27 protein-coding genes and 2 pseudogenes are annotated in these 26,895 nt (G+C 37.8%); 21 read left to right on the top strand and 8 right to left on the bottom strand.

Going from position 1 to position 26,895, the window contains the following annotated elements:
* The first annotated feature begins 178 nt into the window (after positions 1-178).
* Positions 179-502 carry a hypothetical protein gene (locus BIV20_RS02590; protein WP_075717778.1) on the top strand — a complete coding sequence of 108 codons (324 nt, stop codon included), beginning with the start codon at positions 179-181 and terminating at the stop codon, positions 500-502.
* Positions 503-507: 5 nt separating this feature from the next.
* Entirely contained in the window at positions 508-1,092 is a 585-nt protein-coding gene (locus BIV20_RS02595; protein ID WP_075717780.1) for a DUF6933 domain-containing protein, read from the top strand.
* A gap of 445 nt (positions 1,093-1,537) precedes the next feature.
* On the opposite strand, the gene BIV20_RS02600 is transcribed toward BIV20_RS02595, so the two are convergent.
* Positions 1,538-2,122, bottom strand: a complete 585-nt coding sequence (locus BIV20_RS02600) for a tyrosine-type recombinase/integrase (protein ID WP_075717782.1) — start codon at positions 2,120-2,122, stop codon at positions 1,538-1,540.
* Here BIV20_RS02600 and BIV20_RS02605 point away from each other — a divergent pair.
* Positions 2,102-2,530: a hypothetical protein gene (locus tag BIV20_RS02605; RefSeq protein ID WP_075717784.1), complete on the top strand. Its 429-nt coding sequence runs from the start codon at positions 2,102-2,104 to the stop codon at positions 2,528-2,530. The genes BIV20_RS02600 and BIV20_RS02605 overlap by 21 nt on opposite strands.
* Positions 2,531-3,348: 818 nt before the next feature.
* The gene (locus BIV20_RS16670) at positions 3,349-3,483 is read left to right on the top strand and encodes an HAD hydrolase family protein (protein WP_143524485.1); all 135 of its coding nucleotides are present in this window, start codon (positions 3,349-3,351) and stop codon (positions 3,481-3,483) included.
* Positions 3,484-3,508: 25 nt separating this feature from the next.
* Here BIV20_RS16670 and BIV20_RS02610 read toward each other — a convergent pair whose 3' ends face one another.
* Both BIV20_RS02610 and BIV20_RS02615 read right to left on the bottom strand, forming a co-directional pair.
* Positions 3,509-4,690 carry a VanZ family protein gene (locus BIV20_RS02610; protein WP_075717786.1) on the bottom strand — a complete coding sequence of 394 codons (1,182 nt, stop codon included), beginning with the start codon at positions 4,688-4,690 and terminating at the stop codon, positions 3,509-3,511.
* A 366-nt stretch (positions 4,691-5,056) separates the two neighbouring features.
* A pseudogene (locus tag BIV20_RS02615) lies at positions 5,057-5,677 on the bottom strand (IS256 family transposase); the annotation flags it as partial.
* Between the two features lie 65 nt (positions 5,678-5,742).
* Here BIV20_RS02615 and BIV20_RS02620 point away from each other — a divergent pair.
* The 8 genes and pseudogenes from BIV20_RS02620 to BIV20_RS02650 all read left to right on the top strand — a co-directional run bounded on the left by BIV20_RS02620 (position 5,743) and on the right by BIV20_RS02650 (position 14,773).
* Positions 5,743-5,937: a Fic family protein gene (locus tag BIV20_RS02620; RefSeq protein ID WP_075717788.1), complete on the top strand. Its 195-nt coding sequence runs from the start codon at positions 5,743-5,745 to the stop codon at positions 5,935-5,937.
* Positions 5,938-5,954: 17 nt separating this feature from the next.
* Positions 5,955-6,098, top strand: a pseudogene (locus BIV20_RS16735) (SEC-C metal-binding domain-containing protein); the annotation flags it as partial.
* A gap of 338 nt (positions 6,099-6,436) precedes the next feature.
* Positions 6,437-7,660, top strand: coding sequence for an ATP-binding protein (locus tag BIV20_RS02625; protein ID WP_075717790.1), 1,224 nt, complete (start codon positions 6,437-6,439; stop codon positions 7,658-7,660).
* Between the two features lie 48 nt (positions 7,661-7,708).
* A complete protein-coding gene (locus tag BIV20_RS02630; protein WP_075717792.1) occupies positions 7,709-9,085 on the top strand; it encodes a Wadjet anti-phage system protein JetA family protein in 1,377 nt (458 codons plus the stop codon).
* A gap of 13 nt (positions 9,086-9,098) precedes the next feature.
* On the top strand, positions 9,099-9,713 hold the full coding sequence (locus BIV20_RS02635; protein WP_075717794.1) for a DUF4194 domain-containing protein: 615 nt from the start codon (positions 9,099-9,101) through the stop codon (positions 9,711-9,713).
* A complete protein-coding gene (locus BIV20_RS02640; protein WP_075717796.1) occupies positions 9,682-12,924 on the top strand; it encodes an ATP-binding protein in 3,243 nt (1,080 codons plus the stop codon). The genes BIV20_RS02635 and BIV20_RS02640 overlap by 32 nt, the downstream gene beginning before the upstream one ends.
* Complete coding sequence (locus tag BIV20_RS02645; protein ID WP_075717798.1) at positions 12,911-14,140, top strand: Wadjet anti-phage system protein JetD domain-containing protein; 1,230 nt, start codon at positions 12,911-12,913, stop codon at positions 14,138-14,140. Before BIV20_RS02640 ends, BIV20_RS02645 begins: the two co-directional genes overlap by 14 nt.
* A gap of 216 nt (positions 14,141-14,356) precedes the next feature.
* The gene (locus BIV20_RS02650) at positions 14,357-14,773 is read left to right on the top strand and encodes a YjdF family protein (RefSeq protein WP_075717800.1); all 417 of its coding nucleotides are present in this window, start codon (positions 14,357-14,359) and stop codon (positions 14,771-14,773) included.
* 23 nt (positions 14,774-14,796) lie between these two features.
* Here BIV20_RS02650 and BIV20_RS02655 read toward each other — a convergent pair whose 3' ends face one another.
* Both BIV20_RS02655 and BIV20_RS02660 read right to left on the bottom strand, forming a co-directional pair.
* Positions 14,797-15,333 carry a cysteine hydrolase family protein gene (locus tag BIV20_RS02655; protein ID WP_075717802.1) on the bottom strand — a complete coding sequence of 179 codons (537 nt, stop codon included), beginning with the start codon at positions 15,331-15,333 and terminating at the stop codon, positions 14,797-14,799.
* Between the two features lie 77 nt (positions 15,334-15,410).
* The gene (locus BIV20_RS02660; protein WP_075717804.1) at positions 15,411-15,794 is read right to left on the bottom strand and encodes a winged helix-turn-helix transcriptional regulator; all 384 of its coding nucleotides are present in this window, start codon (positions 15,792-15,794) and stop codon (positions 15,411-15,413) included.
* A 141-nt stretch (positions 15,795-15,935) separates the two neighbouring features.
* Here BIV20_RS02660 and BIV20_RS02665 point away from each other — a divergent pair, with 141 nt between their 5' ends.
* From BIV20_RS02665 to BIV20_RS02700, 8 genes are all read left to right on the top strand, one after another.
* Complete coding sequence (locus BIV20_RS02665) at positions 15,936-16,694, top strand: N-acetyltransferase (RefSeq protein ID WP_075717806.1); 759 nt, start codon at positions 15,936-15,938, stop codon at positions 16,692-16,694.
* 15 nt (positions 16,695-16,709) lie between these two features.
* Entirely contained in the window at positions 16,710-17,615 is a 906-nt protein-coding gene (locus BIV20_RS02670; RefSeq protein WP_075717808.1) for a helix-turn-helix transcriptional regulator, read from the top strand.
* A gap of 79 nt (positions 17,616-17,694) precedes the next feature.
* Entirely contained in the window at positions 17,695-18,084 is a 390-nt protein-coding gene (locus tag BIV20_RS02675; RefSeq protein ID WP_075717810.1) for a VOC family protein, read from the top strand.
* Between the two features lie 79 nt (positions 18,085-18,163).
* A complete protein-coding gene (locus BIV20_RS02680) occupies positions 18,164-18,529 on the top strand; it encodes an MmcQ/YjbR family DNA-binding protein (RefSeq protein ID WP_075717812.1) in 366 nt (121 codons plus the stop codon).
* A 1-nt stretch (position 18,530) separates the two neighbouring features.
* Positions 18,531-19,157, top strand: a complete 627-nt coding sequence (locus tag BIV20_RS02685) for a GyrI-like domain-containing protein (RefSeq protein WP_075717814.1) — start codon at positions 18,531-18,533, stop codon at positions 19,155-19,157.
* Positions 19,158-19,394: 237 nt separating this feature from the next.
* A complete protein-coding gene (locus BIV20_RS02690) occupies positions 19,395-20,324 on the top strand; it encodes an Rpn family recombination-promoting nuclease/putative transposase (RefSeq protein WP_075717816.1) in 930 nt (309 codons plus the stop codon).
* Between the two features lie 201 nt (positions 20,325-20,525).
* Positions 20,526-21,110 carry a methyltransferase family protein gene (locus tag BIV20_RS02695; RefSeq protein WP_075717818.1) on the top strand — a complete coding sequence of 195 codons (585 nt, stop codon included), beginning with the start codon at positions 20,526-20,528 and terminating at the stop codon, positions 21,108-21,110.
* 15 nt (positions 21,111-21,125) lie between these two features.
* Entirely contained in the window at positions 21,126-21,749 is a 624-nt protein-coding gene (locus BIV20_RS02700) for a class I SAM-dependent methyltransferase (RefSeq protein ID WP_075717820.1), read from the top strand.
* An 81-nt stretch (positions 21,750-21,830) separates the two neighbouring features.
* On the opposite strand, the gene ndk is transcribed toward BIV20_RS02700, so the two are convergent.
* The gene (gene ndk / locus BIV20_RS02705; protein ID WP_075717822.1) at positions 21,831-22,259 is read right to left on the bottom strand and encodes a nucleoside-diphosphate kinase; all 429 of its coding nucleotides are present in this window, start codon (positions 22,257-22,259) and stop codon (positions 21,831-21,833) included.
* 85 nt (positions 22,260-22,344) lie between these two features.
* Complete coding sequence (locus BIV20_RS02710; RefSeq protein ID WP_075717824.1) at positions 22,345-23,502, bottom strand: glycosyl hydrolase family 18 protein; 1,158 nt, start codon at positions 23,500-23,502, stop codon at positions 22,345-22,347.
* Between the two features lie 154 nt (positions 23,503-23,656).
* Between BIV20_RS02710 and BIV20_RS02715 the strand changes: the two genes are divergently transcribed.
* On the top strand, positions 23,657-26,239 hold the full coding sequence (locus BIV20_RS02715; protein WP_075717826.1) for a cation-translocating P-type ATPase: 2,583 nt from the start codon (positions 23,657-23,659) through the stop codon (positions 26,237-26,239).
* Here the strand turns inward: BIV20_RS02715 and BIV20_RS02720 are convergent.
* On the bottom strand, positions 26,207-26,761 hold the full coding sequence (locus tag BIV20_RS02720) for a manganese efflux pump (protein ID WP_158024896.1): 555 nt from the start codon (positions 26,759-26,761) through the stop codon (positions 26,207-26,209). The genes BIV20_RS02715 and BIV20_RS02720 overlap by 33 nt on opposite strands.
* Positions 26,762-26,895 lie beyond the last annotated feature (134 nt).

The raw sequence follows: 26,895 nt of genomic DNA on the forward strand, positions 1-26,895 counted from the left end.
TTTTCTTCTTGAACTAAAGATAAAATTAGCTCAAGAGTGAAACAAATAAGTCGAAGAAAAAATATTAGAAATGTGTGAATCAGGTGGCATCTAAGAGTATTCTGGAGTTAGTCTCAAAGAAGTCTCATGAGATTTGAGACTTGTTGAGACTAGCATGAGACTGAGGAGGTTTAAAATCATGGACATAAGCAAAAAAGATTGGAAATTATTTCGAGAAAGATTATCAGACTGGCAGGAAAACTATATGAAAGGTCTTGTCAAAGAGTATGTGGATTTTCTGAATGATGATACAAAGCATGCATCAGAGAAATTCTGGGAACTGGAAAAGCGGATAAAGGAAGATAAGCATCATCCTGGAGTTATTATGGAGATGAGCAAGTCAGAGGCAATATGGGATATCGTTCGTCTTATAAGACTGAAGGTGATTACATATGATGATTTATCAGAATTCAGTGACGAATTGCAACAGGAAGTAAAAAGAATACTTGAGATAAGCAGGTGATACACGTGGAGATAGGTGCAACAAAAGCAGTTCAAGAACGATTAAAAACAACAAAGATTGATGAAATAAAGGGTGCTTCACTTGTGTTTTGCTGGGATACACATTTGACGAAAATAAAAGGAAGAAATGTCCTGTTTATTGTAAATGCCAGCAATCGCTACACAATAGCAATGACCGATATCGAACCAAGAAATTGGAAGTATTATACATTGTATATCAGCCGTGTGATTCATGGTGTGATGCAGGAAATGGGATATTCTGAAGAACAGATAGCACAATATTTTAAGATGTCAGGCGATATGATTGTGACAAAGACACATGGGAAGAAATCGGTTGGCGGAATTAATAGAATGGTAATGGATGCTCAGTATTTTGATAAGAAACTGGAGAAAGATACAAAATACCAGTGGGAACTGAGCGAGTATCTTAACAGAGATATTTGTCAGCCTGAGGGATTCGATGCATATGGATATCCAAGTGAGCTTTTTAAATTAGACATGGAACGCATTGGAATTGTGCCTAAGAGAAATCCAGCAAAGGTGATTGATTTCAGCCAATACATAGAAAATAATCGTGGTACTACTGATTAGTACCACAAAACTTTTTGTTGCAGAAACAGCAGTTTGAGATTATAATTTCCATAGGTGAACTTGCAAACCAACAGACGATTATTCTCTGAATAGTCAATTGACCTGCAAGCCACCGGAACTACACACAATAAAGACAAAAAATAGCTGGTACTGGATTGGTACTAAAAGTGTGTGAAACGAAAAATAATGTGTGGAAAAACCGTTATTTTCAAAATTGTACGGTATAGAAAATAAACCAAAACGAATCAAAATCACATCAAACTTTGCGAGTTTGAATAGTAGCCACAAGTCTTGGAATCCGCTAAATAAGCGGCTTCCGAGGCTTTTCTTTTTACTCTGCTACTATTTTGCTACTAATCGCAACTACTCTCAATTACTCTATTTCACATTGTTTTTGATAGCAAATTATAGAATTATGTATTGTGCAGACGAATCTGCACATTGGTTACATGACTTTTCTTTGAGGCATCGGGATAATGTTTCCGGATGTCTTTTCTTTTGGCATTGGTCCATATGGAAGTGATGGAATTGTGGTATCTGCACTATCTGGTGATACATCATCCATATCATATGAAATACCCATTGTCTCCAGTAGCACATTCCTTGCAGGTGGCTCTGGCGATGGAGTATTTTCTGCTCCTGCACCAAGCTGTTCCAGATTACTGACAAGCTCCTGCTGTTTATGTGGAAACAGATGGGAGTAGGTATTCAGGGTTGTGGATACCTTTTCGTGTCCAAGTCTGTCAGCAAGTACCAGTGCATCACAGCCCTGATTGATAAGTAAACTGGCGTGGGAGTGGCGGATATCGTGGATTCTGATACGCTTCACACCAGTAATCCTACAACCTCTGTCCATCTCGTGGGATAGATAAGATTTTGTAATCGGAAACAACCTTTCTTGCGGGTCAAGCATATATCTTGAGTCCATATATTCCTGAAGTTCCTTGCAAAGAAAATCCGGAATGGGAACCTTTCGCTTGAAGCATCTGAGGATGACTATCGGGAAAAGTTGGAACAGATAAAACTTCAAAAGAAGGATATCCGGGATAAGTTAAAAGCGGTAGTCAGATGTCTTGAACGGGATGGAAGTCTCAAGGACGCAGAATTGGAACTTCGCATACCGGTTGATGAACTGGATGATATTGCAGAGATGTATAAGGTGGAAGTGCCGGAGAATCCGTATCGGGTGCAGAAAGCGGAAACGACTGCGGATCCCGTTGCGGAAACGGATATGGAAGAGAACTGTAAGAGGGAAGATATAGCTGAAGCTGTTTCTGAGGATATTATAGCAGAATGTCTGGACGCAAGCAGAATGGAACTGTTAGAAGAACCAGTAAACGAGTATGCAGAAATTGTGGAGACTAGAGAAGATGCATCTTTTGTAGAATTGAATACAATGACAAAAACTTATGATTTTATATCACAAGGATATCTGTAAATGTGGAGTCTGTGGTGGAAAGCTTCTATCAACCAGACTTCATGGGAACTATGCACTTACAGGATAAACGAATTTAACTAAATAAGTTTGCAAAACCCTTCTGAACAAGAGGGTCTATTTGTCATGCAGTGAACCCGAAAAAACCACTGAGAAATAAATATACTGATTTTCAAAATCAGAAGTTTTTGGTAGAATCAAGGGAAAGGGAACAATTGAAAATCCATAGCACATCGGCTAATCTGACGCGACCTGGTTCAATTGGTGAAAACCGGTGTGCAGTCCAGAGGAATGGGCAGATACCGCTAAAAGTGTAGTCTGCTTTTTCCTCTGTCCTGACGCCGATTGTTCACGTATTAATTTGTTTAACTCTTATACATCATATCAGAAAAACAAACGGATGACTACCCCTAGTATTTTAGCCTTTAAGCCTATTTAGATATTCTTCCAACTCATCAATCGCTTCATACAGTAGCTTGGCAGTTAAAAAAAGCTAAGTCATTGTAAACTACTTCTTCATCTGTGCTGACCATGTTCTGAATAATTGCTGCTGCACCTTTAACTTTATCAATAGACACTTGCATATTTACGCTCCCCCTCTCATCCAAGTAGGTGTATGTTACCTCTCATTTTCACTTTGTCAAGAAAATGTTTTAAGGCATCAGTACCCCAAAGCACCTCAAAATATCCTGAACAGACTGACACACAGCAACTACAGGTACTGGATGCACTAAATCAAACACATAGGTTACAAGGTCTACAAGATTACTTTAGCTATGGTTATTGGTATAAGTTTACGAAAAAGAATGTGACGAAAGAAAATGCAATTATGCGGAACAGGTGTTGCAATGGGGAATGCGATTGATGAAGTGAAAACTAAAGCGGATATCGTTATAGGCTCAAATGATGAAAATGGTATTGCTGATTTCGTTTTACATTTGAAGCTTACAACATAGTTGTAAGCTTCAAAAAGATAATCCGTTATTTTTCCAATTCCAAATGTGTTTTTGTCCAAGTGTTATGTGGCAAGCCTTTTCTCTTTACAATGCTGTTCATCAAGATGATAAATACAATTGGAAAGTAAATAATACAAGCTAATGTAAGGATTGCTCTATCTAAGTGAGATGCACTGGTTGCCATATACGAATTAGCAGTGCTTCCTATCAGAATGATTGAAATAAGAACGATAGTAGGTTCATATAAGTATAAAACAACATTTCTAAATAATAAGTCTTTGAAAGTCACTTTTTCCTGACCTTCCTTATCACTTACAATTTTCACTTTTACAAGTGCATTTCCGATAGTTTGCTTTTTCCAATGCTTGGGAAGAACAATAAAGTACAAAACAAGAAGAATAAGTTTGGGTAATTGTACTTGGAAATAATCCGAAAAAATGAATCTTTCAAAATAACGGTATGCAATATAGTTTACTCCTAAATTGATGAAAACACATACAATCCAGTCAACCGAGAATGCAGTGAATGTACGTACAATGCCAAGCTTTTCCCCTCTTTGAGCAGCAATTTCATCCATGTCTTCAATTGATGGTAAATATTTCATGAGTAGAGGTGCAACCCAGAATCCTATCATACATCCTAAGGTATTGTTCATCAGATCATCAATGTCAGGGCAGCGAAAGGCGTAAGGATAAATACCCCATACTCCGGAAAGCTGTGTCATTTCATAGAAAAGACTTACCAGAAACCCCAATCCAATAGCTTTTTTCCAGGAAACTCTAAAATAATATCTAAGGTAAAATCCCAGAGGTACCTGCATAATAATGTTTGCAATAATCTGGAATAACATTGCTGATGTAAGTAAATTTTTCCAATTTGTTATAAGAAACCATGTACTAGTGTCAGATGCAACAAAACCGGCATGATTCATAGCGGATTGAATGTTGTTAAATAGGTGATGATTAAAAGGTACAGGTTTTCTATTCAAAACCTCTTGAATTGTAGGCAGAGGTAGAAGTGTTAGAAAGAATGCACACATCATATAAAATACAAATGAAAAAATAACTGTAGCACGCATAATGGATAATCCGTTATATTTTCGATAATTCCACACGAGAAATGGTATTGTTATGATGCAAACAACAAGTGGGAATATGGTTACAGCAGTAATAATTGGGAAGGTATAGTTAGAAATATGTGATAGCATATATTAGCCTCCATGTTCTTTCATATTTTCCTCAAAAAATAAATTGTAAACAAGAGCCGCCAACACGTTTACAAAAATATCGTAAATACCAGAGGTGGATTCTCCGTTTACAAATTCAAACGAGAGGGAATTGACCTATGATTGTCGTATTCTTAAATGCATAATACATCAAAAAAAGATGTTTGTATATATGACGGTGTGAAATTTTTTCTGTAAATTTAGATCTTCTATGATAATTGATGCGGCTTGACAGCAGTTTACTGCGGTTAAGCCGTTGTCTATTTAATAGCAAAAACAAGCTGGTATGTCAAGAGCGCCCAGTGAAATCTGGGCGTATATTTACTCTTGATATTCCAGCTTTTATTGCTATATCAGCATTCTGTCAGGGTACATAATCTCTAATTCCCCTCGAACTTTACCCCAGTTTCGGATTGGCATTGTCCACTTCTTTGCAATTTCAAAAGTTCCCAAGTATAGTGCCTTCATCAATGCTTGAGAGCTTGGAAATACGCTGCGCTGTTTGTTCAATCTACGATAACAAGAATTCAGAGATTCAATGGCATTAGTAGTGTAAAATGCGGTACGAACATCCTTGGAAAACTTGAAAATTGGGGAGATTGCATCCCAATTTTCATGCCAGCGATTCATTGCACTTGGATACTGGTCAGACCATTTCTTCGTTACAGATTCTAACTGCTTTCTAGCGGATTCTTCGTTTGCAGCGGTGTAGATTGTTTTTAGATCTTTAGCAAAAGCCTTCATATCCTTGTTTGCGACATATTTAAGGGTATTTCTTACCATATGCACTATGCAACGCTGTTGCTCTGTCTTAGGAAATGCTGTAGAGATTGCATCTTTAATTCCAGTTAATCCATCAGAGCAGAGAATGAGAATGTCTTGGACTCCTCGATTCTTTAGGCTATTCAGTACAGACAACCAATACTTACTACTTTCATTTTCGCCTACAACAATGCTTAGAACGTCTTTCATAAATGAGTCCGGTATTATGGTGTTGTGTAAAGCTTGTGATAGGTATTTGGAGTTGCTGAGGGATGATGGTCAAGAACATGATGATTTTAGATTTTTGTAAAGAAGCAAAATCTGTACCGGAAATTATGGAAAAATTTGGATTTGAAAGCAGAACAAGCTTTAGAAGAAAATATTTAAATGATTTGGTCGAGAATGGAAAGTTAAAAATGACTATGCCTGATAAACCTAAGAGTAAAAATCAAAAGTATTATTCGTAAGAGGATTTCAGAACCACAAGTGTCCTTGTGGTTCTGATAAAAAATACAAAGTGTGTTGTATGGGAACAAAGAAAGAATTGATGAATCATTACATCGTACATATAAAAAAGAAAGAAGCAAGTGAAAATAGGTTCGTAGGTACCTTCGGTACATGGAAGTAAGCGCAATCGTTGATAGGCTCACATACAAGGCTTATCTGATTGATATGGAAGGCGATTCCTACAGATTCCGTGAAACTTTGCGGAGCAATGGAACCGATTTCGAAACAGTCGTTAAATAGTAACTGCATCTGTGGCAGTAATGCTGCAGGTGCCAAACTTGGTCAAAAGTGACCTAGTTTTCAATGAGCGGTTGACCGAATTTTCGGTTGACATATACAAGTTGTATAGAAAATAGTAATCCTGGTCAGAATAAGACCGCATCTTATTTTAGCTTGACAAATAATTCGGTCATGGCTAAAATAAGATTATATCAAATTTTAGCCGTGAGGTAATATGCAATGAAATATATAAAAAGAGATTTGGAAGAGAAGATAGAAGCTTTATCAAAGGAATATGCCTGTATTCTTATTACCGGACCAAGACAAGTAGGTAAGACAACAATGCTAAAAAACTTAATGGATGAAGAACGAGAGTATGTAACATTAGATGATTTAGAAGAACGAAGACTTGCCAAAACAGAACCGGCACTATTTATGCAGATGCATAAAATGCCAATTTTTATTGATGAAGTTCAATATGCACCAGAACTCTTTTCGTATATCAAGATTGAAATTGATAAAGGAGCAACTCCAGGCTCTTTTTGGCTAACAGGTTCACAGGCATTTAAAATGATGGATTTAGCACAAGAATCATTAGCGGGAAGAGTGGCAGTGCTTCATATGCCATCATTATCGCAGCATGAGATTTATGGAAGCGGAAGTGCGGATGTATTTTCGGTTGATTTGGAATCTTTAAAGAATAGAAAAGCAAAAGGAATGCAGACAGATGTTTCAGGGATGTATGAAAGAATCTGGCGAGGTTCTATGCCAGGACTTGTAAGTGGTAAATATTCTGAAAGAGATATTTTTTATAGTAGTTACCTTCAGACATACATTGATAGAGATGTATCAGAATTAGTGAAGCTTACAGATAAATTTCAGTTTCAGGATTTTATAAGAGCTGCAGCATGTCGGGTAGGACAATTACTGAATGTACATGATATTGCTTCTGATGTTGGTGTTTCGGATGACACTGCAAAGAGATGGCTGGGAGTTTTGGAAAAATCGGATATTATTTTCTATCTGAGACCATATTCTAATAATTTATTAAAGCGAACAATAAAAACACCGAAACTGTATTTTTTTGATACAGGGCTTGTAGCGTATTTAACTAAATATACGAGCCCTTCTATTTTAGAAAATGGAGCACTTAATGGGGCGATACTAGAAAACTATACAGTATCAGAATTGCTGAAAACATATCAGAATTGTGCAAAAGAGTGTTTACTCTGGTATTATCGTGACAAAGAGAGTAATGAAATTGATATGGTTATTGAAAGCGATGGTCAATTGCATCCGTTAGAGATAAAAAAATCAGCAAATCCGGGAAGTGAATTAATAGGAGCATTTGAAATATTGGATAAAGGAGCAATACCAAGAGGAAAGGGAGCAGTCCTTTGTATGCGTCCGGAATTGTCGGCTATTAATAGTGAGAATTACATTGTTCCGATATGGATGATTTAGATTATAGATGATAATACTGCTAAAAAATAAGATTTTGAGAGGTTCAAAATGTTCAATGTAATTGCTGAAAATTTTTTTGTACCATTAGCATCTCCAAATAAACTTGTATATTGGGAATGTATATGTAAGCTGTTTAGTGTTATGGATAATCAGCTTTCTTTTGGTATAGAAAGAGAAGCTCTGGTAGAGGAACTGCAATATTATTTTGAACAGAACAATGCGGCGTCTATTGTAGAAGAGGATATAGAATCAGATGACAGTAGAAGTAAGGCAAACTGGATGCTGCGACGACTGGAGTTTTACGGATGGATTGAAATAGAAACAGATAAAAGTTATATCCAAAAGGTAAATTTTAAGGAATATGCTGTTAAGGTAATAAAAACATTGACAGAGATTGAGACAGGGAAGCAGATTGAGTATCAGGGGTATATTTATACCATATATAGTCTGTTACGCAGCAGTACAGACAATCCCGGCATTGTACTTTTGCAGATACTGGAAAATACAGATTTACTTGTTACAGGTTTGAAGAATCTGAATTCCAGCATAAAACATTATATTGATGAGCTTACAAAGCATAAAACAGTGGCAGAAATCATGAATGCTCTTTTTAACGATTATATTACAAATATTGTTGATAAAGCCTATCATAGACTGTTGACTTCAGATAATGTGTCAAAATTCCGTCCGGAAATTATTGAACGTCTGGAAAGTAAAAGCAGAAGCAAAGCATATGTGGAAAGAGCATGTGCGGATATTGCAGGGATACAGGAAATATCTGTAGAAGAGGCAGAAGAGAGAGTGTATCATTATATTCGCCAAATTATAGATGCATTTCAGAATATGGATGATATTTTAATGGAAATTAATCAGAAGAATACACAATACCAGAGAGCTGCAATTAATCGTGCAAAGTTTCTTCTTACAGGAAGTGAAGATGTAAGGGGGCAGTTGAAAGAACTTCTGATTGGTATAAATGAAAGAATGAATGAAGAAAGTATGGAAATGAATGGAATTTATAGAATAGATTTTTTGGACGAACTGGTGAGAATTTACAGTACATCAGTACTGGATGAAAAATCATTCTATTCCCCAATAGAGGGAAGAAAGGAATTTCAACCATCACAGATTGATGATGGAGTAGTGGATTTAGAACTTCGTCAAGAAAAGCTTCAAAGGATGATGGAGAAGATGCAGCGTGTATTGAATCCTGAAAAAATCAATAATTATATAAAAAAACATATGGGAGAAAACAGGCAGATATATGCGTCAAAACTTCCCATGGAGACTACGGAGGATTTTGTAAAGGTTATTTATGTACGTTTATATGGGCAAAGAAAAAATATGCAATATACAATAGATATACAGGATGAAATAGAGATAAATGGGTATCGTTTTAAGGATTTTAAGATAACACTGAAATAAGAGAGGAAAAAAGATGGAATTTTTGGAAGGAATGCTTCAACGTGATAAAGATGAATTTACAAGAATATGTAACAGGCTTCTGAGTAACTGCTTTTTATGTAAAGGCAATTCAGTGACACGTGCAGATTACTATTTTGTATTGAAATATAAAGAAAAATTTTCTGCTTATCTGTCTGTGTTGGGGTATCGTCTAGAAATCAATGAAGAGTATGGTATTGTACAGCTTACAAATCCGCAAAATTATAACCGTTATAATCTGAAATTATTTGAATCCATTTTACTGCTGATATTAAGAATACTGTTTGATGAGAAAAAGCGGGAATTATCTGTTAGTGATGAAGTGATTATAAATATAGGAGATATTCACGACAAATTTTTAAGCCTTAAAATTCGGGAAAAAATGATTGATAAAACAACATTGCGGAACGCGCTTAGTGCTTTTCGTAGATTTCAGATTATTGAGACATTGGATAAGGATTTGAGTAAAGAGGATTCAAGAATTATCATTTTTGATTCTATATTAATGGCAGTCAGGGTAGAAGACATTCGGCAGGCATACGATAAACTTGAAAACTATAGGAAGGGAACAAAAACAGATGAAGAAGTTGACGAGAGTGAAGCTGATTAATTGGCATAGATTTACCAATAATACGATTGACATAGGCGATTCCACATTGATTTCGGGAGAAAATGGTGCCGGTAAATCTACACTGTTAGATGCTATCCAGTTTGTTGTTACCTGTTCTGCAAATTACTTTAATAAAGCAGCTCATGAAAATGGAAAGAGAAAGCTGACTGGATATATACGTTGCAAGACCGGAAGGGAGAATAGGCCGTATGAGCGTATTGGTGAAATTAGTGCTCATGTTGCATTGGAATTTTATGAAGAAAAGAAGCAACGTTATTTTATTGTAGGTGCAGTCATTGATTCAGCCTCTGAAGGACAGGAAAAATGGGCACGATACTTAATGGATGGAGTACAGATTGAAGAAGACATGTTTTTTTCGGATAAGACACCGAAATCTATAGCCCAGTTCCGTACTGCTAATGCAAAGCACATTAAAACCTGGTGCACAACAGATAAGGATGCTAAGGTGATGATAAAAAATCGATTCGGCAGGATTGAGGATAAATTTTTCCGTCTGATACCAAAAGCAATGGCTTTCCGACCAATTGATGATATCAAAGACTTTGTATATTCTTATGTGCTGGACGAGAAAGAGGTAAATATTGATATACTGAGAGAAAATGTGAGATCATATCAAGACTTACAACGCACATTGGAAAACGTAAAAATAAGAATTGGAAGATTGGACAAGATTGAGCGCTACCATGAACAGGTACAGGATGGTATGGAAAAAGACAGCATGTATGAATATTTTCTTGCAAGAGCAGAAGCTGACATCATAGAGGAAGATATTTCTAAGTTGCAGCATGAGGTAAGTGCAGATACCTATCGGTTAAAGGAAAGTGATACAAAGATTATAGCTTTGGCAAAGGAGAAAAAAGAGAAGCAGGAAATACGAGACAATTTAAGAGCAGAGTTAGCACAGGATAAGGACTTTATTGCCAGAGACGAATTGAAGAAAAAAATGGAACGTCTGGAAGAAAGAAAAGCTGAACTGGAAGATGAGAAAAGACATTTACAGAAAAGTATGCGGGATGCTGCAAAGCAGGCAAGTGAACTGCTTAAGGTGACAGATGTTGATGCATGTGTGCAAAAGTATAAAGAGTATCTGGATTGTGGAGAAAACATAGAAGAAATGGCAGAATTTAAGCAGACATTGCAAGATGTAATTGCTTATAAAACAAAAATGTACGAAAAAGTTCAGATGAAAAAGGCAGAAGTAAGCATCAGCATTAATCAGGCAGATGCAGAAAGAAATGAGCTGGAGAAAACCATTGAAAGGTTGGAGAAAAAGAAGTTTTCCTATCCCGTGGATGTGGAACGTGTTATGGATGCAATTAAGGAGGAATTTGTCCGAATAGGAAGAACACCGGAACCGAAGGTTCTGTGTGAGTGGCTTGATATCACAGATGACACATGGAGAAATGCGGTGGAAGGTTATCTGAATACACAGAGGTTTTATATTTTGGTGGAACCGGAAAATTTTGATATTGCACTAGGTACATACGACCGTCTTAGAAAAGAAAAAAAGGCATATGGTGTCGGGGTGATTAATGCGCAGAAGCTGGAAGAATATGATACCGCTCCGGAAGGTTCATTGGCCACAGTTGTGATTTCGCCCAATAAGCATGCGAAAAGGTTTATTAATATGGTGTTAGGAAAAGTCCATATGTGTGAGCATTACAATGAACTGAAGAAATATACAACCTCAGTAACAAAGGAATGCATGAAATATCAGAATCATGTAGCAAGTGCCATAAAGCCGGCTATTTACGAAACACCTTTTATTGGAAAAAATGCAATCAAGGTTCAGTTGGAACAGGCATTGAGGAAGAAAGATACTTTGATGGAACGACTGAACAAGCTGCAGGAACAAAAAAGACAGTTGGATTATGTTATGGAACCGTTGTCTGTCAATGCAGATACGGATATTAAGTATAGAGTGGATGTATTGGCTGAAATACGGTCTGTTAAGAATGAGATAGAGAAGTGCAAAATAAATATTGCAACTTTGGAGAAGAACTCTAATATGATACAAAAGCAGATTCAACTGACTACATTGGAAGAGTTACTTAGAGAGTTAGAAGAAGAATTTGTAAAAATCAATCAAAAAATTGGCTCCATAAAGGAACGGATTCGAAAAACGAAAGAAGAGATTTCTAAAAAACAGGAAAAGGGAGCAGAGCAAAAAGCTTTTTATATTGAATTAGGAGCAAAAGCGGGCAATGAGATTATTTCATGGAATCGTGATTATGATAAGCAGACCACAGATAAAGCATTAGAACAGTTCCGAGATAATTTTGCACGGAGAAAAAAGGCGAATCTTACAATTGTAGAAAAGAGCCAGAGGGATATGGAAAAAGTCATGGTGGAATATAAGACAGCCCATGATTTTGGTGCAGCACCTACCATGGAGGGGTATCCCGACTTTGCAGCAGAATATGATAAATTAAAAAATTCGGAGTTGTTGACCTATGAAGAAAAGGTTGAGTCGGCGAGAAAAGCAGCAGAAGAAGAGTTTAGAGAACAGTTTTTGTCAAAACTCCAAGAAAATATGAAAGTTGCCCAGGGCGAGTTTAAAGAACTAAATAAGGCATTGAATGACATTGTTTTCAGTAATGAAAAGTATGAGTTTATCTTTATGCCAAGTAAGCGGTATCGTCAGTATTATGAAATGATTATGGATGATTTTAATGCAATGCAGGGAGAATCTATTTTCAGCGGTATTTTTCATGAAAACCATAAAGAAGTCATTGAGGAACTGTTTGAAAAACTTGCATTGGATAATGAGAATAATGTAAAGGTATTGGATGAGTTCACAGATTATAGAACATATATGGATTATGATATTAAAATTATTCACAGTGATGGAAATTATTCTTTTTATTCTAAGGTTTGCGAAGAAAAGAGTGGAGGAGAAACACAGACACCATTCTATGTAACAGTGGCTGCGTCCTTTGTGCAGTTATATAAGAACAATATAGGCGGAGATGCAGTGGGATTGGTGATGTTTGACGAAGCATTTAATAATATGGATGATGAGAGAATTGGTGGAGTACTTGAATTTTTACGACGTCTTCCGCTTCAGATTATTATTGCTGCACCGCCGGATAAAATACAGTATATTAGCCCTTTTGTAGAAGAAACATTGCTTGTTATGACAGATGAAAAGACAAGCTTTGCAGAGAGGTATTATAATGGTGCAATATGAAAAGAGAGTACTCAATGCTCTTTTGGATTCTTATGAGAACAGCCTTTTATTTACAGGAGAAAATAAGGTGAAAATCAGCATAGATTTTCCATTTACAAAAAAGAAGATGCCAGAGTATTTTGATGAAAGTTCCTATGAATATGAAAAGATACATATTTCCATGAAAGAACTTGAAAAAAAGGGGTTTCTGGAAATTATTTGGAAAAAGGGCAAAGAAAATCATATCATATCAAAGGTTATCTTGAAAATAGAAAATTTAGAGCAGATTTATGCATATACAAAGAGAGCTTCTAAATCAGACTTGATTGTGAAAAATCTTAAGCTACTTAGAGAATATCAGAAAAAGTATGATACTCCGGTATGCTTGGAACTGAGTGAATATTTGATAGAACGAATTGAAAAAAATCAGTCTGTAAAAGAATATATCGACCTTGCAAAGGGTAAGGAAACAGAAATGTTGTTTAAAGGAATTTTTGCAGTAGAGGCGAATAAAAGACAGTATTATATTCGGGAATTTTCTATAGAAGTATTTCATGATACGAAGGTTTTTGAACAAATTATTGGAAAAGTTGTCAAGGCTCTTCGGAATTTTAGTGACGGATTTGAAGAAAAAGAAACATCGGAAGTATTGGCGGAATATGGGATATATCATACTCCAAACTATGTTTATTTCAAAGGAGATATCAGATTGATGGTTTGCCAGGAAGAGTACAACATTGGCTCACTGAAACAGGGAATTGGAATTTCCGGTGAGGATTTGTCGGCAGTCAGGTTTCTGGATATGGCAGCAGTTCATCAGGTGATTACAATAGAAAATCTTACCACGTTCTTTCGCTGGAAGGAACCGGAAAGTCTGATTATTTATTTGGGAGGTTATCACAATGCGGTTCGACGCGAACTTTTGAAATCAGTGTATGAGGCACTGCCTGAGGCAAAATATTATCATTTTGGTGATATAGACGCGGGAGGATTTGAAATATATCGTGATTTATGCGAAAAAACGAGAATACCTTTTAACATGTATAGAATGAATCTGGCGATTTTACAGAAATATCAAAAATATGGTAAACCACTGAAAGAAAATGACAGGGTGCGTTTGAATAAAATGTTAAATGGTCCACTAGGAAAAATGGAAGGATTTTGCGAAATGGTACAATATATGCTAGAGAACAATGTGAAGCTGGAGCAGGAATGTATCTTGCAGAAGGATACCTAAGCGGAGGGAGCAATAGCATGAAAACCAAAAGCGCATAAGGACTCTGGTAACCTTGACAGCCATCACAGAAAAAGCTAATATTGAATCAGCAAAGATAGAAACACAGTTCCGGTTGGTAGTCCGGACGTATTCAATGTTTTGAATATCAGTAGCCCTCCCTCCTTGGGTCGTCCATTCTTTGTGTATGATACAAACAGAAATTAAGGAGGGATTGTCATGGACAAAGAATCGGGAACATTAACAGTATTTTTTCAGGAGCCATTTTGGATAGGCGTTTTTGAACGGATAACGGAAGAAGGCTTATCCGTATGTAAGGTTACCTTTGGGGCAGAACCCAAAGACTATGAGGTGGCTGAGTTTATCTTAAAAAATTACTACCGGTTACGATTTAGTCCGGCTGTGGCAACTGAGGTAAAAGAAACAAAGCGGAATCCGAAAAGAGTACACCGACAGGTGCGCAAGCAAATGCAGGAAAACGGTATAGGTACAAAATCGCAGCAAGCTTTGAAATTACAGCAGGAGCAGATGAAAACGGAACGCAGGTCCGTAAGCCGGGAACAACGGGAAGCGGAGAAACTGCGGAAGTTTGAACTGAAACAGCAAAAAAAGAAAGAGAAGCATCGGGGCAGGTAATACCTGCCCCGACTTCGTATAGATTATAAGAAATTTTCACATGTCATTACATTTGCAAATCTTGGATGCAAAGAAGCCATATATACATGTTGAACGACTTTAGCGGAAAGTTTTTCACCGTTTTGCTCTAAGTCCTTGGTTGCACAGGCGTCTGAAATAAGTGTAATATTATAGCCCAGTTCTTTTGCAGCACGGACAGTTGTGTCAATACACATATGTGTCATCATCCCACATATCACCAATTCTGTGATAGAATCCTTTTCCAATTCTGCCTGTAAAGATGTCTCGAAAAAGCTATTTGGAGAATGTTTTATAATAACCTTTTCAGAAGCGAGGGGCGTAATAGAATTATGAATATTTACACCGTCAGTATCAGGAACAAAGAAGGAAGCAGTTTTATCTGCAATATGCTGAACATAGTAAACAGGAAGGTCGTTTTTTCTAAAATAAGATAGTAATGCTTCTATGTTTTCTAATGCCGGTTCCGGTTGGTAGAGTTCGCATTTCCCATTTGGAAAATAATCATTTTGAACATCAATAATTAATAATGCTTTTTTCATTTTTTCAGTCCTTTCTGTAATCTGTGACGATAGGTTCTGAAAAAATGATACAAGAAAAGAAATGGGATGTAAATTACTTACTTTTTTGTGTATAGGAGCGGTTCATAACAAATTCCTTTTTTATCTAGGATATCAGTCATTCCGTGTTCTACCATATATTCCACGCCTATTTCCTGCATGATTTTGATGGCAGATAACATTTTTTCACCCCGTGCAGTGAGGAAATATTCGACCTTTAGGGGAAAACCGTCATAAGAATTCTTATCAGCCATTCCGAATTGTTTTAGTTCATTCAACTGTTCCAATAACATTTTTTCACTGATTCCGTTGATCGTGTGATGGAGGTCAGAGAAAGAGCATGCTCCGTTTCTGAGTTGAAAAATAATGATGGTTTTCCATTTTCCCCTTATGATATCATGGACTAATTCTAAAGGGCAGGTATAGTTTTGGCGTAGTTTCATTTCTTAAATAGCCTCCTGTGTGATTCGTTAATATAGCAGTATTCTAGCATAGTGAAATTTGTTTTGCAAAAATATCAAACATGACATACATTTGTCGTGTTTTTTGAGTTATGATATAATAAAAACAATAGGAGAGAATATATGGAATTTATAAAACTTACCCCGGAAAATCTTGAAAAAGAGCATATCTGTTGTGCTATTTCTAACAACAAAGATTGTCAAGTATCCTCAAAGAAAGCATGGCTTTCTGAGCGTATGCAGGAAGGGCTAGTATTTCTAAAAGCAAATGTGCGTGGCAAATGCTTTATTGAATATCTGCCGGCAGAATATGCATGGGCACCAATCGAAGCACCTAATTATATGTACATAGACTGTCTCTGGATTGCCGGACAATTTAAGGGACAGGGAATTTCTAATGAACTGTTGGAAGCCTGTATTCAGGATAGCAAGCAGAAAGGAAAGAGCGGGCTTGTAATCTTATCTTCCGACAAGAAACGGTCCTATCTATCCGATAAAAAATTCCTTTTACATAAAGGATTTCAAATGGCGGATAAGGCAGAACCGTATTTTGAACTAATGTATCTGCCATTTGAGGAGAATGCACCGGTGCCACGGATGAAAGATACAGCAAAAAAGGCACAAGTCAGTCAAAAGGGTTTTGTACTTTACTATACCAATCAATGTCCTTTTACTGCAAAATATGTGCCAATGATTGAACAATGTGCAGAGGAAAAAAATCTACCGTTTACGAGTATTAAGATAGAAAGTTGCAGTGAAGCACAGAGTGTTCCGGTTCCATTTACCACATATGCTCTTTTTTATGACGGAAAATTTGTAACCCATGAGAATTTATCCGTAAAGAAGTTTGAAGCGTTGGTAGAAAAATTATTTTCTGAATAGCAGGTAGGAGTGCCTATGAAAATTGATCGCCTAATTGGAATTTTATCCATCTTGTTGCAGCAGAAACAAGTAACAGCACCATATTTAGCAGAGCGTTTTGAAGTATCCAGACGTACGATTAACAGAGATATCGAAGATTTGTGCAAAGCCGGTATTCCGGTAGTGACCCAGCAGGGCGTAAATGGTGGTATCTCCATTATGGAAGGATATAAAATTGACCGTACCCTTTTGACGTCCACAGACCTGCAGGCAATTTTTGCGGGATTGCGTAGCTTGGATAGTGTAAGCGGAACAAATCGTTATGGTCAGCTTATGGAAAAATTATCTGTTGGTGCGTCTAATGTGATACCGGGAGATCAACATATTTTGATAGACTTGGCCTCTTGGAATAAAGAGTCATTGGCCCCCAAAATTGAAATAATTCATGGAGCAATAGAGCGTCAGGAGTTACTTTCATTTACCTATTTTTCACCTAAGGAAGAGAGTGAAAGAGAGATAGAGCCGTATCATCTGGTGTTTCAGTGGTCAAGCTGGTATGTCTGGGGATGGTGTAGAAAACGATGCGACTTTCGTTTGTTTAAACTGAATCGAATCACCCATTTGCACTATAGTGGGAAAACATTTGAGAAACGAAAAGTTCCCATGCCGGATTTGTCAGCAGAAAAGGTTTTTCCGCATAAATTGCAGGTCAAGGCTATATTTGCACCGGAATGCAAGTGGCGGTTGATAGAGGAATTTGGAAGTGGCAGCTTTACAGAGCAGCCGGATGGAAATTTGTTGTTTACCGTTGGATTTACGGACCGCGAAAATTTGCTTAGCTGGATGCTTACCTTTGGTGATAAAGCGGAATTATTGGAGCCGGTTGAAGTAAGGGAAGAACTTTTGCGAATTGGAGAGGCAATTCAGAAAAAATATAAATAAGAAAAAACATGACATATAGTTGTCGTGATTTTGGTGTTAGGATATCTGTGTTAGAATAAAGAAAACGGAGGAAGTAAAGATGCGATTAGATGGATTTGGAATTTTTGTAAAGGATATGCAGAATATGATACGGTTTTACCGTGATGTATTGGGATTCGAGATAAAGGAAAGCGAAGATGCCGATAATGTTTATTTGGAAAAGGATGGGACATTGTTTCTTTTTTTCGGAAGAAATGATTTTGAAAAAATGACAAGTAGAAAATATCAATATGTGGAGGGAATCAATGGTCATTTTGAAATTGCGCTAGGTGTAGAAAACTATGATGCAGTAGATAAAACATATGAGGAAGTGGTAGCAAAGGGGGCCAAGCCGATTCTACCACCGGAAACTGAGCCATGGGGACAGCGTACCTGTTATGTAGCTGACCCGGAAGGAAATTTGGTAGAGATTGGTTCATTTGCAAATTGAGTGAAAAAGAAGAAACAGAATGAGAATAGGCGAAGTAGGTTTATTTAGAGAGTTTTCACATATAGGAGGTTTGTAAAGTATGAAATATGAATGGATTGATGAGTTTCTTTTAGCCAAAAAAGGAGTCTCGAAGGATTTGAAAAAAGAATGGAACTGGATACGTTATCAGATAGAAGACAAGATGTTTGCGGCGATTTGTTTGGATGACCAAGATAAGCCTTATTATATCACATTAAAATTAGAACCGTCAGAGGGAGATTTCCTTCGTCAGCAATACGAAGATATTATACCGGGATATTATATGAATAAAGTCCATTGGAATTCTGTCAAAGCCGACGGAAATGTGCCGGATGAGTTACTAAAGGATATGCTGGATAAGTCTTATCAATTAGTTTTAAAGGGATTTAGCAAAAAGAAGCAATTACAGATATTGGGGGAATCATAATATGTCATTTGATTACAAAAAGGAATATAAAGAATACTATATGCCACCGAAAAAACCAACCATCGTAACCGTACCTAAAATGAACTATATCGCAGTTCGGGGGCAGGGGAATCCGAACGAGGAGGATGGAGAATACAAGCAGGCAATCGGTCTTTTGTATGGAATAGCCTTTACCATTAAGATGAGCTATAAGGGAAGTCATAAGATTGATGGTTATTTTTCCTATGTGGTACCGCCATTAGAAGGACTCTGGTGGCAAGAGGGTGTAGCCGGAATTGACTATACCCACAAGGAAAATTTTCAATGGATTTCCATGATAAGACTTCCGGACTTTGTAAAAAAAGAAGACTTTGAATGGGCAGTTGCAGAAGCTACAAAAAAGAAAAAAATGGATTATTCAAAAGTAGAATTTTTTACATATGAGGAAGGTTTGTGTGTACAATGTATGCATATCGGTTCTTATGATAACGAGCCGGCAACCATAGAGGCAATGGAACAGATGGCAAAGGAAAATGGTTATGAAATAGATATCTCGAAAGAACGTTTTCACCATGAAATCTATTTAAGCGACCCAAGAAGGGCAGCAGAAGAAAAGTTAAAGACAGTAGTCCGTCATCCGATAAAATAGCAAAGCTTATATATGCAATAGAATGTTTTCAGGAGATAGTAAACTTTTTCTTGCTATTTCCTGAAAAATGTGTATGATAAGAATATACCAAAATTCACAAATGAAAAGCATATCAGGAATTCCCAATACTCTTTATCAGAGTAGCATATCAGTGAGAGTTCCTATCGTTCCATTTCAGGAACAAAATCCAATATATTTTAATCAAAGGCAATAACAGAAAAACAAGGGAGGAAATGAATGGGAGAAAAAGATAATAAGACGTTGGAATATTTTAAGGACAGCCGACGTTTTGCGGATTTAATTAATGCCAGATTTTTCAAAGGAAAAGAGGTAGTAAAGCCGGAAAATCTGCAGGATGCAGACAAGGAACTGATTTATCCATGGACACAGAACGGGGAAAAGGTCTTGCGTGATAATGTAATGAAATGGATGGGAAACACTTTACTTGCCATATTTGTAACGGAGCATCAGAGTAAGGTAGATTACCATATGGTGTTTCGGATTATGTTGGGGGAAAGTTTGGCATATCAGCGTCAATGGAACAAAAAGAAAAAAGAACATCGTAAACAAGGAGATTTAAAGACAGGATCTGAGTTGCTATCAGGGATGAAGAAAGAAGAAAAGTTTTGTCCTGTGCTTTCGCTAGTAGTTTATTATGGAAAAGAGCCTTATGACGGGGCTACCAATTTACGCGAAATGCTAGAGTGGACAGAAGAAACAAATGAGCTTGCAAAATATATACCGGATTATCAGATTAATGTATTTGATTATCACAATCAGAAAAATTTTGGGGAATTTCACACAGAACTCCAACTATTATTTGAATTTCTGAGGTATGCGTCAGACAAAGATGCCTTGAAGAAATTGCTTGCAGACCGGAAAAAAGATTATTATAATGTAGACAACGAGACATATCAGATGATAGCAATGCTGACAAATTCAAAGGAACTTTTAGAATATAGTGAAGAGCATGAAAACGAGGAGGGAAAGGATATGTGTCAGGCAATTAAAGAAATGATTGAGGATGGAAGAGCAGAAGGAATAGCAGAGGGAATAGCACAAGATAAAATAAATGTTGCAAAAAATCTGCTTGATATTCTTTCAGATGAGGTAATCGCAGAAAAGGTTGGGCTGGATATTGAGGTAGTGCGTGAACTGAGAAAGTAATGGAAGAGAATGATGATGTTGAGCCATAGATAGAAAATTCCTAAATGTTATTAGGATAAGAAATAAAACGAAAGAGCGGTATGTAGAAATACATATTTTGCTCTTTTTTTCTTGACAAAAATTGAATATTGATTTATAGTAATGACATATAAATGAACAAATGAACATACATTCAAATAAAAACAAAGGAGAAACGAGATTATGAATAAATATCAAATCGCAGGACTTATTCTATTAGCAATTTATTATGCCGCATATTTTATTAAAATGATAGGACAGCGGAAAAAGGGGATTCAGACCCGCCAACTTGGAGTAGGAAAAAAAGCAAAGAGAACGGTGATGATAGAAAAAACGTTACAGGTTGTTTCTGTTCTTACTGTAATTGTAGAACTGGCAAGCGTAATAATTAATACAGGAGATAGTACATCAACAGCACTTCGACTGACGGGGCTTGGAATAGCAGCACTGGGAACCGTGACATTTATCACTGCTATGCTGACTATGCAGGATAGTTGGCGTGCAGGAATTCCCGAAAAGGATAGTACCAGCCTTGTTACCCGCGGAATCTATCGCATAAGCAGAAATCCGGTATTTCTAGGGTTTGACTTGATATATATTGGAATAGGCATCTCATTTTTCAATATTATATTACTTGTGGTAAGTATAGTGGGAATTGTGATGATGCACCTGCAAATTTTAGAGGAAGAGAAGTTTTTGGTTGAAGCGTTTGGAACAGGGTATGAAGAGTACAGGAAACAAGTCGGAAGATATTTTATCTGGATATAGAAGGGGGCATGGAAAATGACTGGAAATGCATTATATGCACGAATTGCAAAAGTATATGACCTTTTAGATATGACCTATTTTCGTAAAGAGGAAAGTAGTCCAAGAATTGCTGTATCACGTCAGATAGAGGATGGGGACCGAGTTCTTGATATCTGTACCGGAACAGCTACAACAGCCATTAAGGTTGCAAAGGAGAGAAAAAAGGCGGCTATAGCCGGCATAGACCGTTCCAAAGAAATGCTTCAAATTGCCAGGAAAAAAATAGAGTCAGAGCAGATAAAAAATATAAAATTGTATCAAATGGATGCCACCAAGTTGAAAATCCCGGACAAAAGCTTTGACAAAGTTCTGATTTCACTGGTGTTGCATGAGGTAGAAGAAAAACTTGCAGAGAATATCATACTAGAGGTAAGAAGGGTTTTGAAGGATAACGGAAGGCTGATAGTGACAGAATGGAACAAACCTGAAAAACTCATCCAGAGACTATTATTTTTTCCGATTTCCATTGTAGAACCGAAACCATATCGAAGCTTTATAAAGAAAGATATGAAAGCATATTTTAGAAAATACGGTCTGGAAATGGAACATATGATTATGTGTGATTATACAAAGGTTATGGTGTTAAGAAAAATAAAGTAGTTAAGATAGTAAAAAGCACAGAAGATTGATAACGATCTTCTGTGCTTCTTTATAGGAAATTGCGTCCTGTTAAGGATACGATTAATCATCCAAATAAGAATCCAAGAATTCAGGAAACCACATAGAGATTTCACGTTTTGCATGCTCTACAGAGTCAGAGCCATGTACCGTGTTGTCGGTTTTTCCATGTCCGTATTTATAACGGACGGTTCCTTCAGCTGCTTCGGAAGGATCTGTGGCACCATTTACCCCTCTGACGGTATTTACGGCATCTTCTCCCTCTAAAATCATGGCAACCAGAGGACTTCTGGAAATAAAGTCAACCAATTCCTGATAAAAAGGCTTGTCTTTTAAATCGATATAGTGCTGACGTGCGAATTCTTTATTCACCTTAATCATTTTAAGTGCAACAATTTTAAGTCCAGCCTTTTCATACATATCAAGGATTTCTCCTACATGATTTGCTTCTACCCCGTCTGGTTTTACCAGTGCTAATGTCTTTTCTACCATAAAAACGCCTCCTAATTTTGTCTTGTATTAATAATATACCATAAAAATTGATTTTTGTAACTAAAATTGTGAAAAATATATAAAATTATTCGGAAAATTCTCCTTCTTGCAATAGCCAGTTTGCACGAAACAGTCGCATAATTTGCCAATAACTCATCCCTCTTAATTTATATTCCTGTACCAATCCAAATTTGCCATGAATACTGCGCACATCTTCAAACCATACTTCGTGAGTTAGCCCGTCTTGAATATAGGTAAAAAAGGGGGATTGGGCAACCGTGTCAAATTGAATTTCCACACCTTGTGCAATGGCAATCTGTACAGCTTCTATATTACCGATGCTTTGAGCCTTGGAAGTGCCACGGACAAAGGGAAGTGTCCAGTCATAACCGTAGTTTGGAATTCCCAGATTGATTTTTTCAGCAGGAATTTTTGTTAAGGCGTATTCCACTACCTCCCGTACCTTGTTCAGTGGGGCAACAGCCATGGGCGGTCCATAAGTATATCCCCATTCATAAGTCATGAGTAGCACATAGTCCGCAGCTTCTCCTAATAGTGCATAGTCTTTTCCTTCGTAGAGTACGCCGGCTTGTGTATCTGAAGTTTTGGGAGCAAGTGCTACAGATACAGGATAGCCCAGTGTATTGATGGCAGCTCGTACTTCGGATACAAAGGTTGCAAAGGGAATTCGGTCTTCTGCAAGAATGTATTCAAAGTCAACATCCACGCCTTCAAATTCCCGTTCTGTTACTTGGTCTACCAATTCAGCAATTAGTCTTGCCTTTGCGGTTTCATTATTGATTACCTGTGTAATGAGAGCGTTGCTGAACATGCCATCCGGACCTAATGGTGTTAGTGTCAGAATAGGCGCTACACCGTAGTTTTTTGCAAGAGTAATCATAAAGGTGTCATCTAGCGTTGGAGGAATTAACTCACCTTCCGTTGTAAATCCATAAGAAAAAATAAAAAGGTCCGTTAGATAAGGTAGTGTTTGTTCCAATACCCAACGACTGATAAAGGGATAGGCATATCCGCCGGAATAAGCAGAGCGACCAGAGTCTGATACCAGAATATCCTCAGAAGTCAGTGTATAAGAGGCATCCGCCAGTAACAAAGAAGCACCGATTGCAAGGGCATAGGGATATGGAATCTGATTGTCATAGGCGATATCATTTGCAGAAATGTTATAACGGTCAGCAATGCTATCAAGTGTATCTCCGGGACGAACCGTATAAATGACCATAAGAAGCCACCTTTTAAAAGTGTTTCTATATTTTATGAAAAAGAAAAATATCTGTGTGTAAAATCCGTTTCATTCAGTCATAATTTTCTGCCTGTCCTCATATTCTGTCATAGAAAACAAGGACAACTGTAGAGACGATGGAGTGGAGGAAACTATGACAGAACCAAGAAAAAACAACGAGGAAAATATACGGGGAAGGAATGTGTTAGAGGATGAACAGCATAAGTCTATCGTTACCTGCTTTTTAGAACAGCTGAATGATCCTCTTATTTTCATATTGTTTGTGGCAGCAGCCATTTCTATGCTGCTAAAAGAATTTAGTGATATGATGATTATTTTAGCAGTGATTCTGGTAAACGCTGTCATCGGAGTAATTCAGGAAGGAAAAGCCCAGAAGGCGTTAGAAGCGTTAAAAGAAATGACCAGTCCAAGAGCAGTTGTGAAAAGGGCGGGGCATATCCAAGAGATAGCAGCAGCAGATTTAATACCGGGAGATATTGTATGTCTGGAAGCAGGGCGACAAGTACCGGCGGATTTACAGTTGACTTCAGCAGTGAACTTAAAAATCGAAGAAGCGGCACTTACCGGAGAATCTCTTCCGGTGCTTAAGGATATTCAAAAAGATAACAAGGCGTATATGTCCACCAATGTTACATATGGCAGAGGTGAGGGCGTAGTAACGGCAATCGGTATGGATACGGAGATAGGAAAGATTGCACGAATGATTCAGAATGCGCCTGTGGAAACCACACCTTTGCAGAAACGTCTGGCAGACCTTGGAAAAGTATTAAGTGGTGTTTCTGTATTCCTATGTGTTTTACTATTTTTGATTGCGGTATTACAGAAACGTGACATTATGGAAATGCTGATTACGGCTATTTCTCTTGCAGTGGCAGCAGTACCGGAGGGGCTTCCGGCGATTGTCACCATGGTATTGGCGTTAAGTGTATCAAGAATGGTAAGGGTAAATACCATTGTAAAACGTTTGCCAAGCGTAGAGACACTTGGTTGCGTCAGTGTTGTGTGTTCCGATAAGACCGGAACGCTAACCCAGAACCGTATGACGGTAACACGGTGTTATACCGATGGAAGAGTCTGTGAGACTAATGCATTACATAGTGCGCAGGATAAGGATTTTTTGTATGGATTTACTTTGTGTAATGATGCCTCTTTGTTGGAAGGAAGTCGTATTGGAGACCCGACAGAACTGGCATTGCTGGATATGGGAGCCGCCTTTGGGATTGTGCGTGAAGAACTGGAACAGCGGATGCCAAGAAAAAATGAAATATCCTTTGATTCTGCACGAAAAATGATGTCGACCCTTCATCAAGAGGGTGGAAAGTACCTTTCTTATACGAAAGGGTCCCCAGATGAAGTTTTAGAGCGGTGCAGTTACATTCGAATCAATGGAAAAGACCTGCCTATGAGCCGAGTGCATCGGGAAAAAATACAAAAGACTTTAAAAGAATTTACAGGGGATGCTTTGCGTGTGCTGGCATTAGGTATGCGTACCGGAGTAAGCGGATTAAAGGAAGAAGAACTGATTTTTATTGGCATGGCAGGTATGGCAGATCCGGTTCGCCCGGAAGCAGGAAAGGCAGTAGAAGAATTTCGCCATGCAGGGGTCAGAACAATTATGATTACGGGAGACCGTAGTGATACTGCCTTTGCCATCGCAAAAGAGCTTGGCATTGCAGAAAAACCGGAGCAATGCATGACCGGAGAGGAACTTCAGAAATTGGGTAAGTCTACATTGCAAAAAAGGCTGCCCAATGTGCGGGTTTTTGCTCATGTGTCACCAGAGCATAAAGTACGAATTGTTTCTGCCTTGAAAGAACAGGGGGAAATTGTTGCCATGACAGGAGATGGGGTTAATGATGCCCCATCCCTTAAGGCGGCAGATGTGGGAATAGCCATGGGAATGGCTGGAACGGATGTAGCAAAAAATGCAGCAGATATTGTGCTGACGGATGACAATTTTGCTACCATTACCAAAGCCATTGCCCAGGGAAGAAGTATCTATGAAAACATTAAAAAGTCTGTATTGTTTTTGTTGTCTTCTAATTTTGGAGAAATCATAACCATGCTTGCGGCAGTAGCAATGGGATTGGCGGCCCCTCTAAAACCAAGCCATATTCTGTGGATTAATCTGATTACAGATTCTCTTCCTGCATTGGCATTAGGGGTAGATGAAGAGGATAGTAGAAATTATATGAATCGACCACCTCGTGGAAAATCGGAAAGCCTGTTTGCAGGTGGGGGATTAAGTTGTACTGTTTTCTATGGGGCATTGATTGCGATGATCAGTACGGTAGCATTTCTACACTTGCCAATACAAATTATGCTTTCGCAGAATATGGAGTTTAGTCTGGCAAATTTAAGACTTTTGTTTTTGAATCAGGAAATGTTAAGCAGATGCCAGACTTATGCCTTTACGGTACTTGGAATGTCACAGTTGTTTCATGCCATTGGAATGCGGGATGTGGAGCGTTCCCTGTTTACGATTAATCACTTGAAAAACAAGCTGATGATAGCAGCTTTTGCTATTGGAATCGGATTGCAACTGCTGGTAACAGAAATTCCTTATTTTGTAACGGCTTTTGGTACCTGTGCTCTATCAGGAAATGAATGGATAAAGCTTCTTGTATTAGCAGCAATGCCGCTTTTGGCCCATGAGTTGCTGATTGTTTTTTCAGGGAATGGCTCAAAAAAGCTTCAAGAAAGCCAGGAATATTAAAAGTGCACCACTGACCCAGCAGAGATTTTTCTGCACATGGCAGGAGAGCTTTTTACCAAGAAAACTACCACAAAGAATGGCAAGAATTCCCATAAAAAAAGAAGCGGCAATGGCGGCTGGAATGCAGGAAGGGGGTAAGGCAGCACCAATTCCGGCAGCTGCACTGTCGATAGAAAGGGCGAAACCGAGAGAAACAGCCTCTACCGGGGAGAGCAGTTTATCTCGGTCTTTGTCTGCTTTGTCCGCCTGGTCGCAACAGGAACGGTCAAAAAGTTTTGCTATTCCCAGTAGGAGTAGCACAAGAAAACTGATATGGCAGGTTTGACTTGGCGTAAGAAGTCCGGTTAAGAGATTTCCTGTTAACAAGGAAAAGGCAAGGATAAGGCTGGAGATAGAAGCGAGAATACTAAGGGAGGAAAACGGAATTCGGGTACGGCTGACGCCATAGGCGAAACCGGCGGCAAAAGCATCTATAGATAAAGCTGTTACCAGCAGGAAAATTTCTAAAATAAATTCTAACATCATATGTCACCGAATATATTGTTTCTTTAAGGTATTCCGTTTGGAATGTCCATGTTCCCTGAAAAAGGCGAAATAGCAACAAAAAAGCGGAAAAAATATTGAAATTTATCTTCAATATTTTTATAATAAAACTA

Source organism: Roseburia sp. 499 (assembly GCF_001940225.2).
In the GTDB taxonomy this organism is placed as follows: Bacteria; Bacillota; Clostridia; order Lachnospirales; family Lachnospiraceae; genus Petralouisia.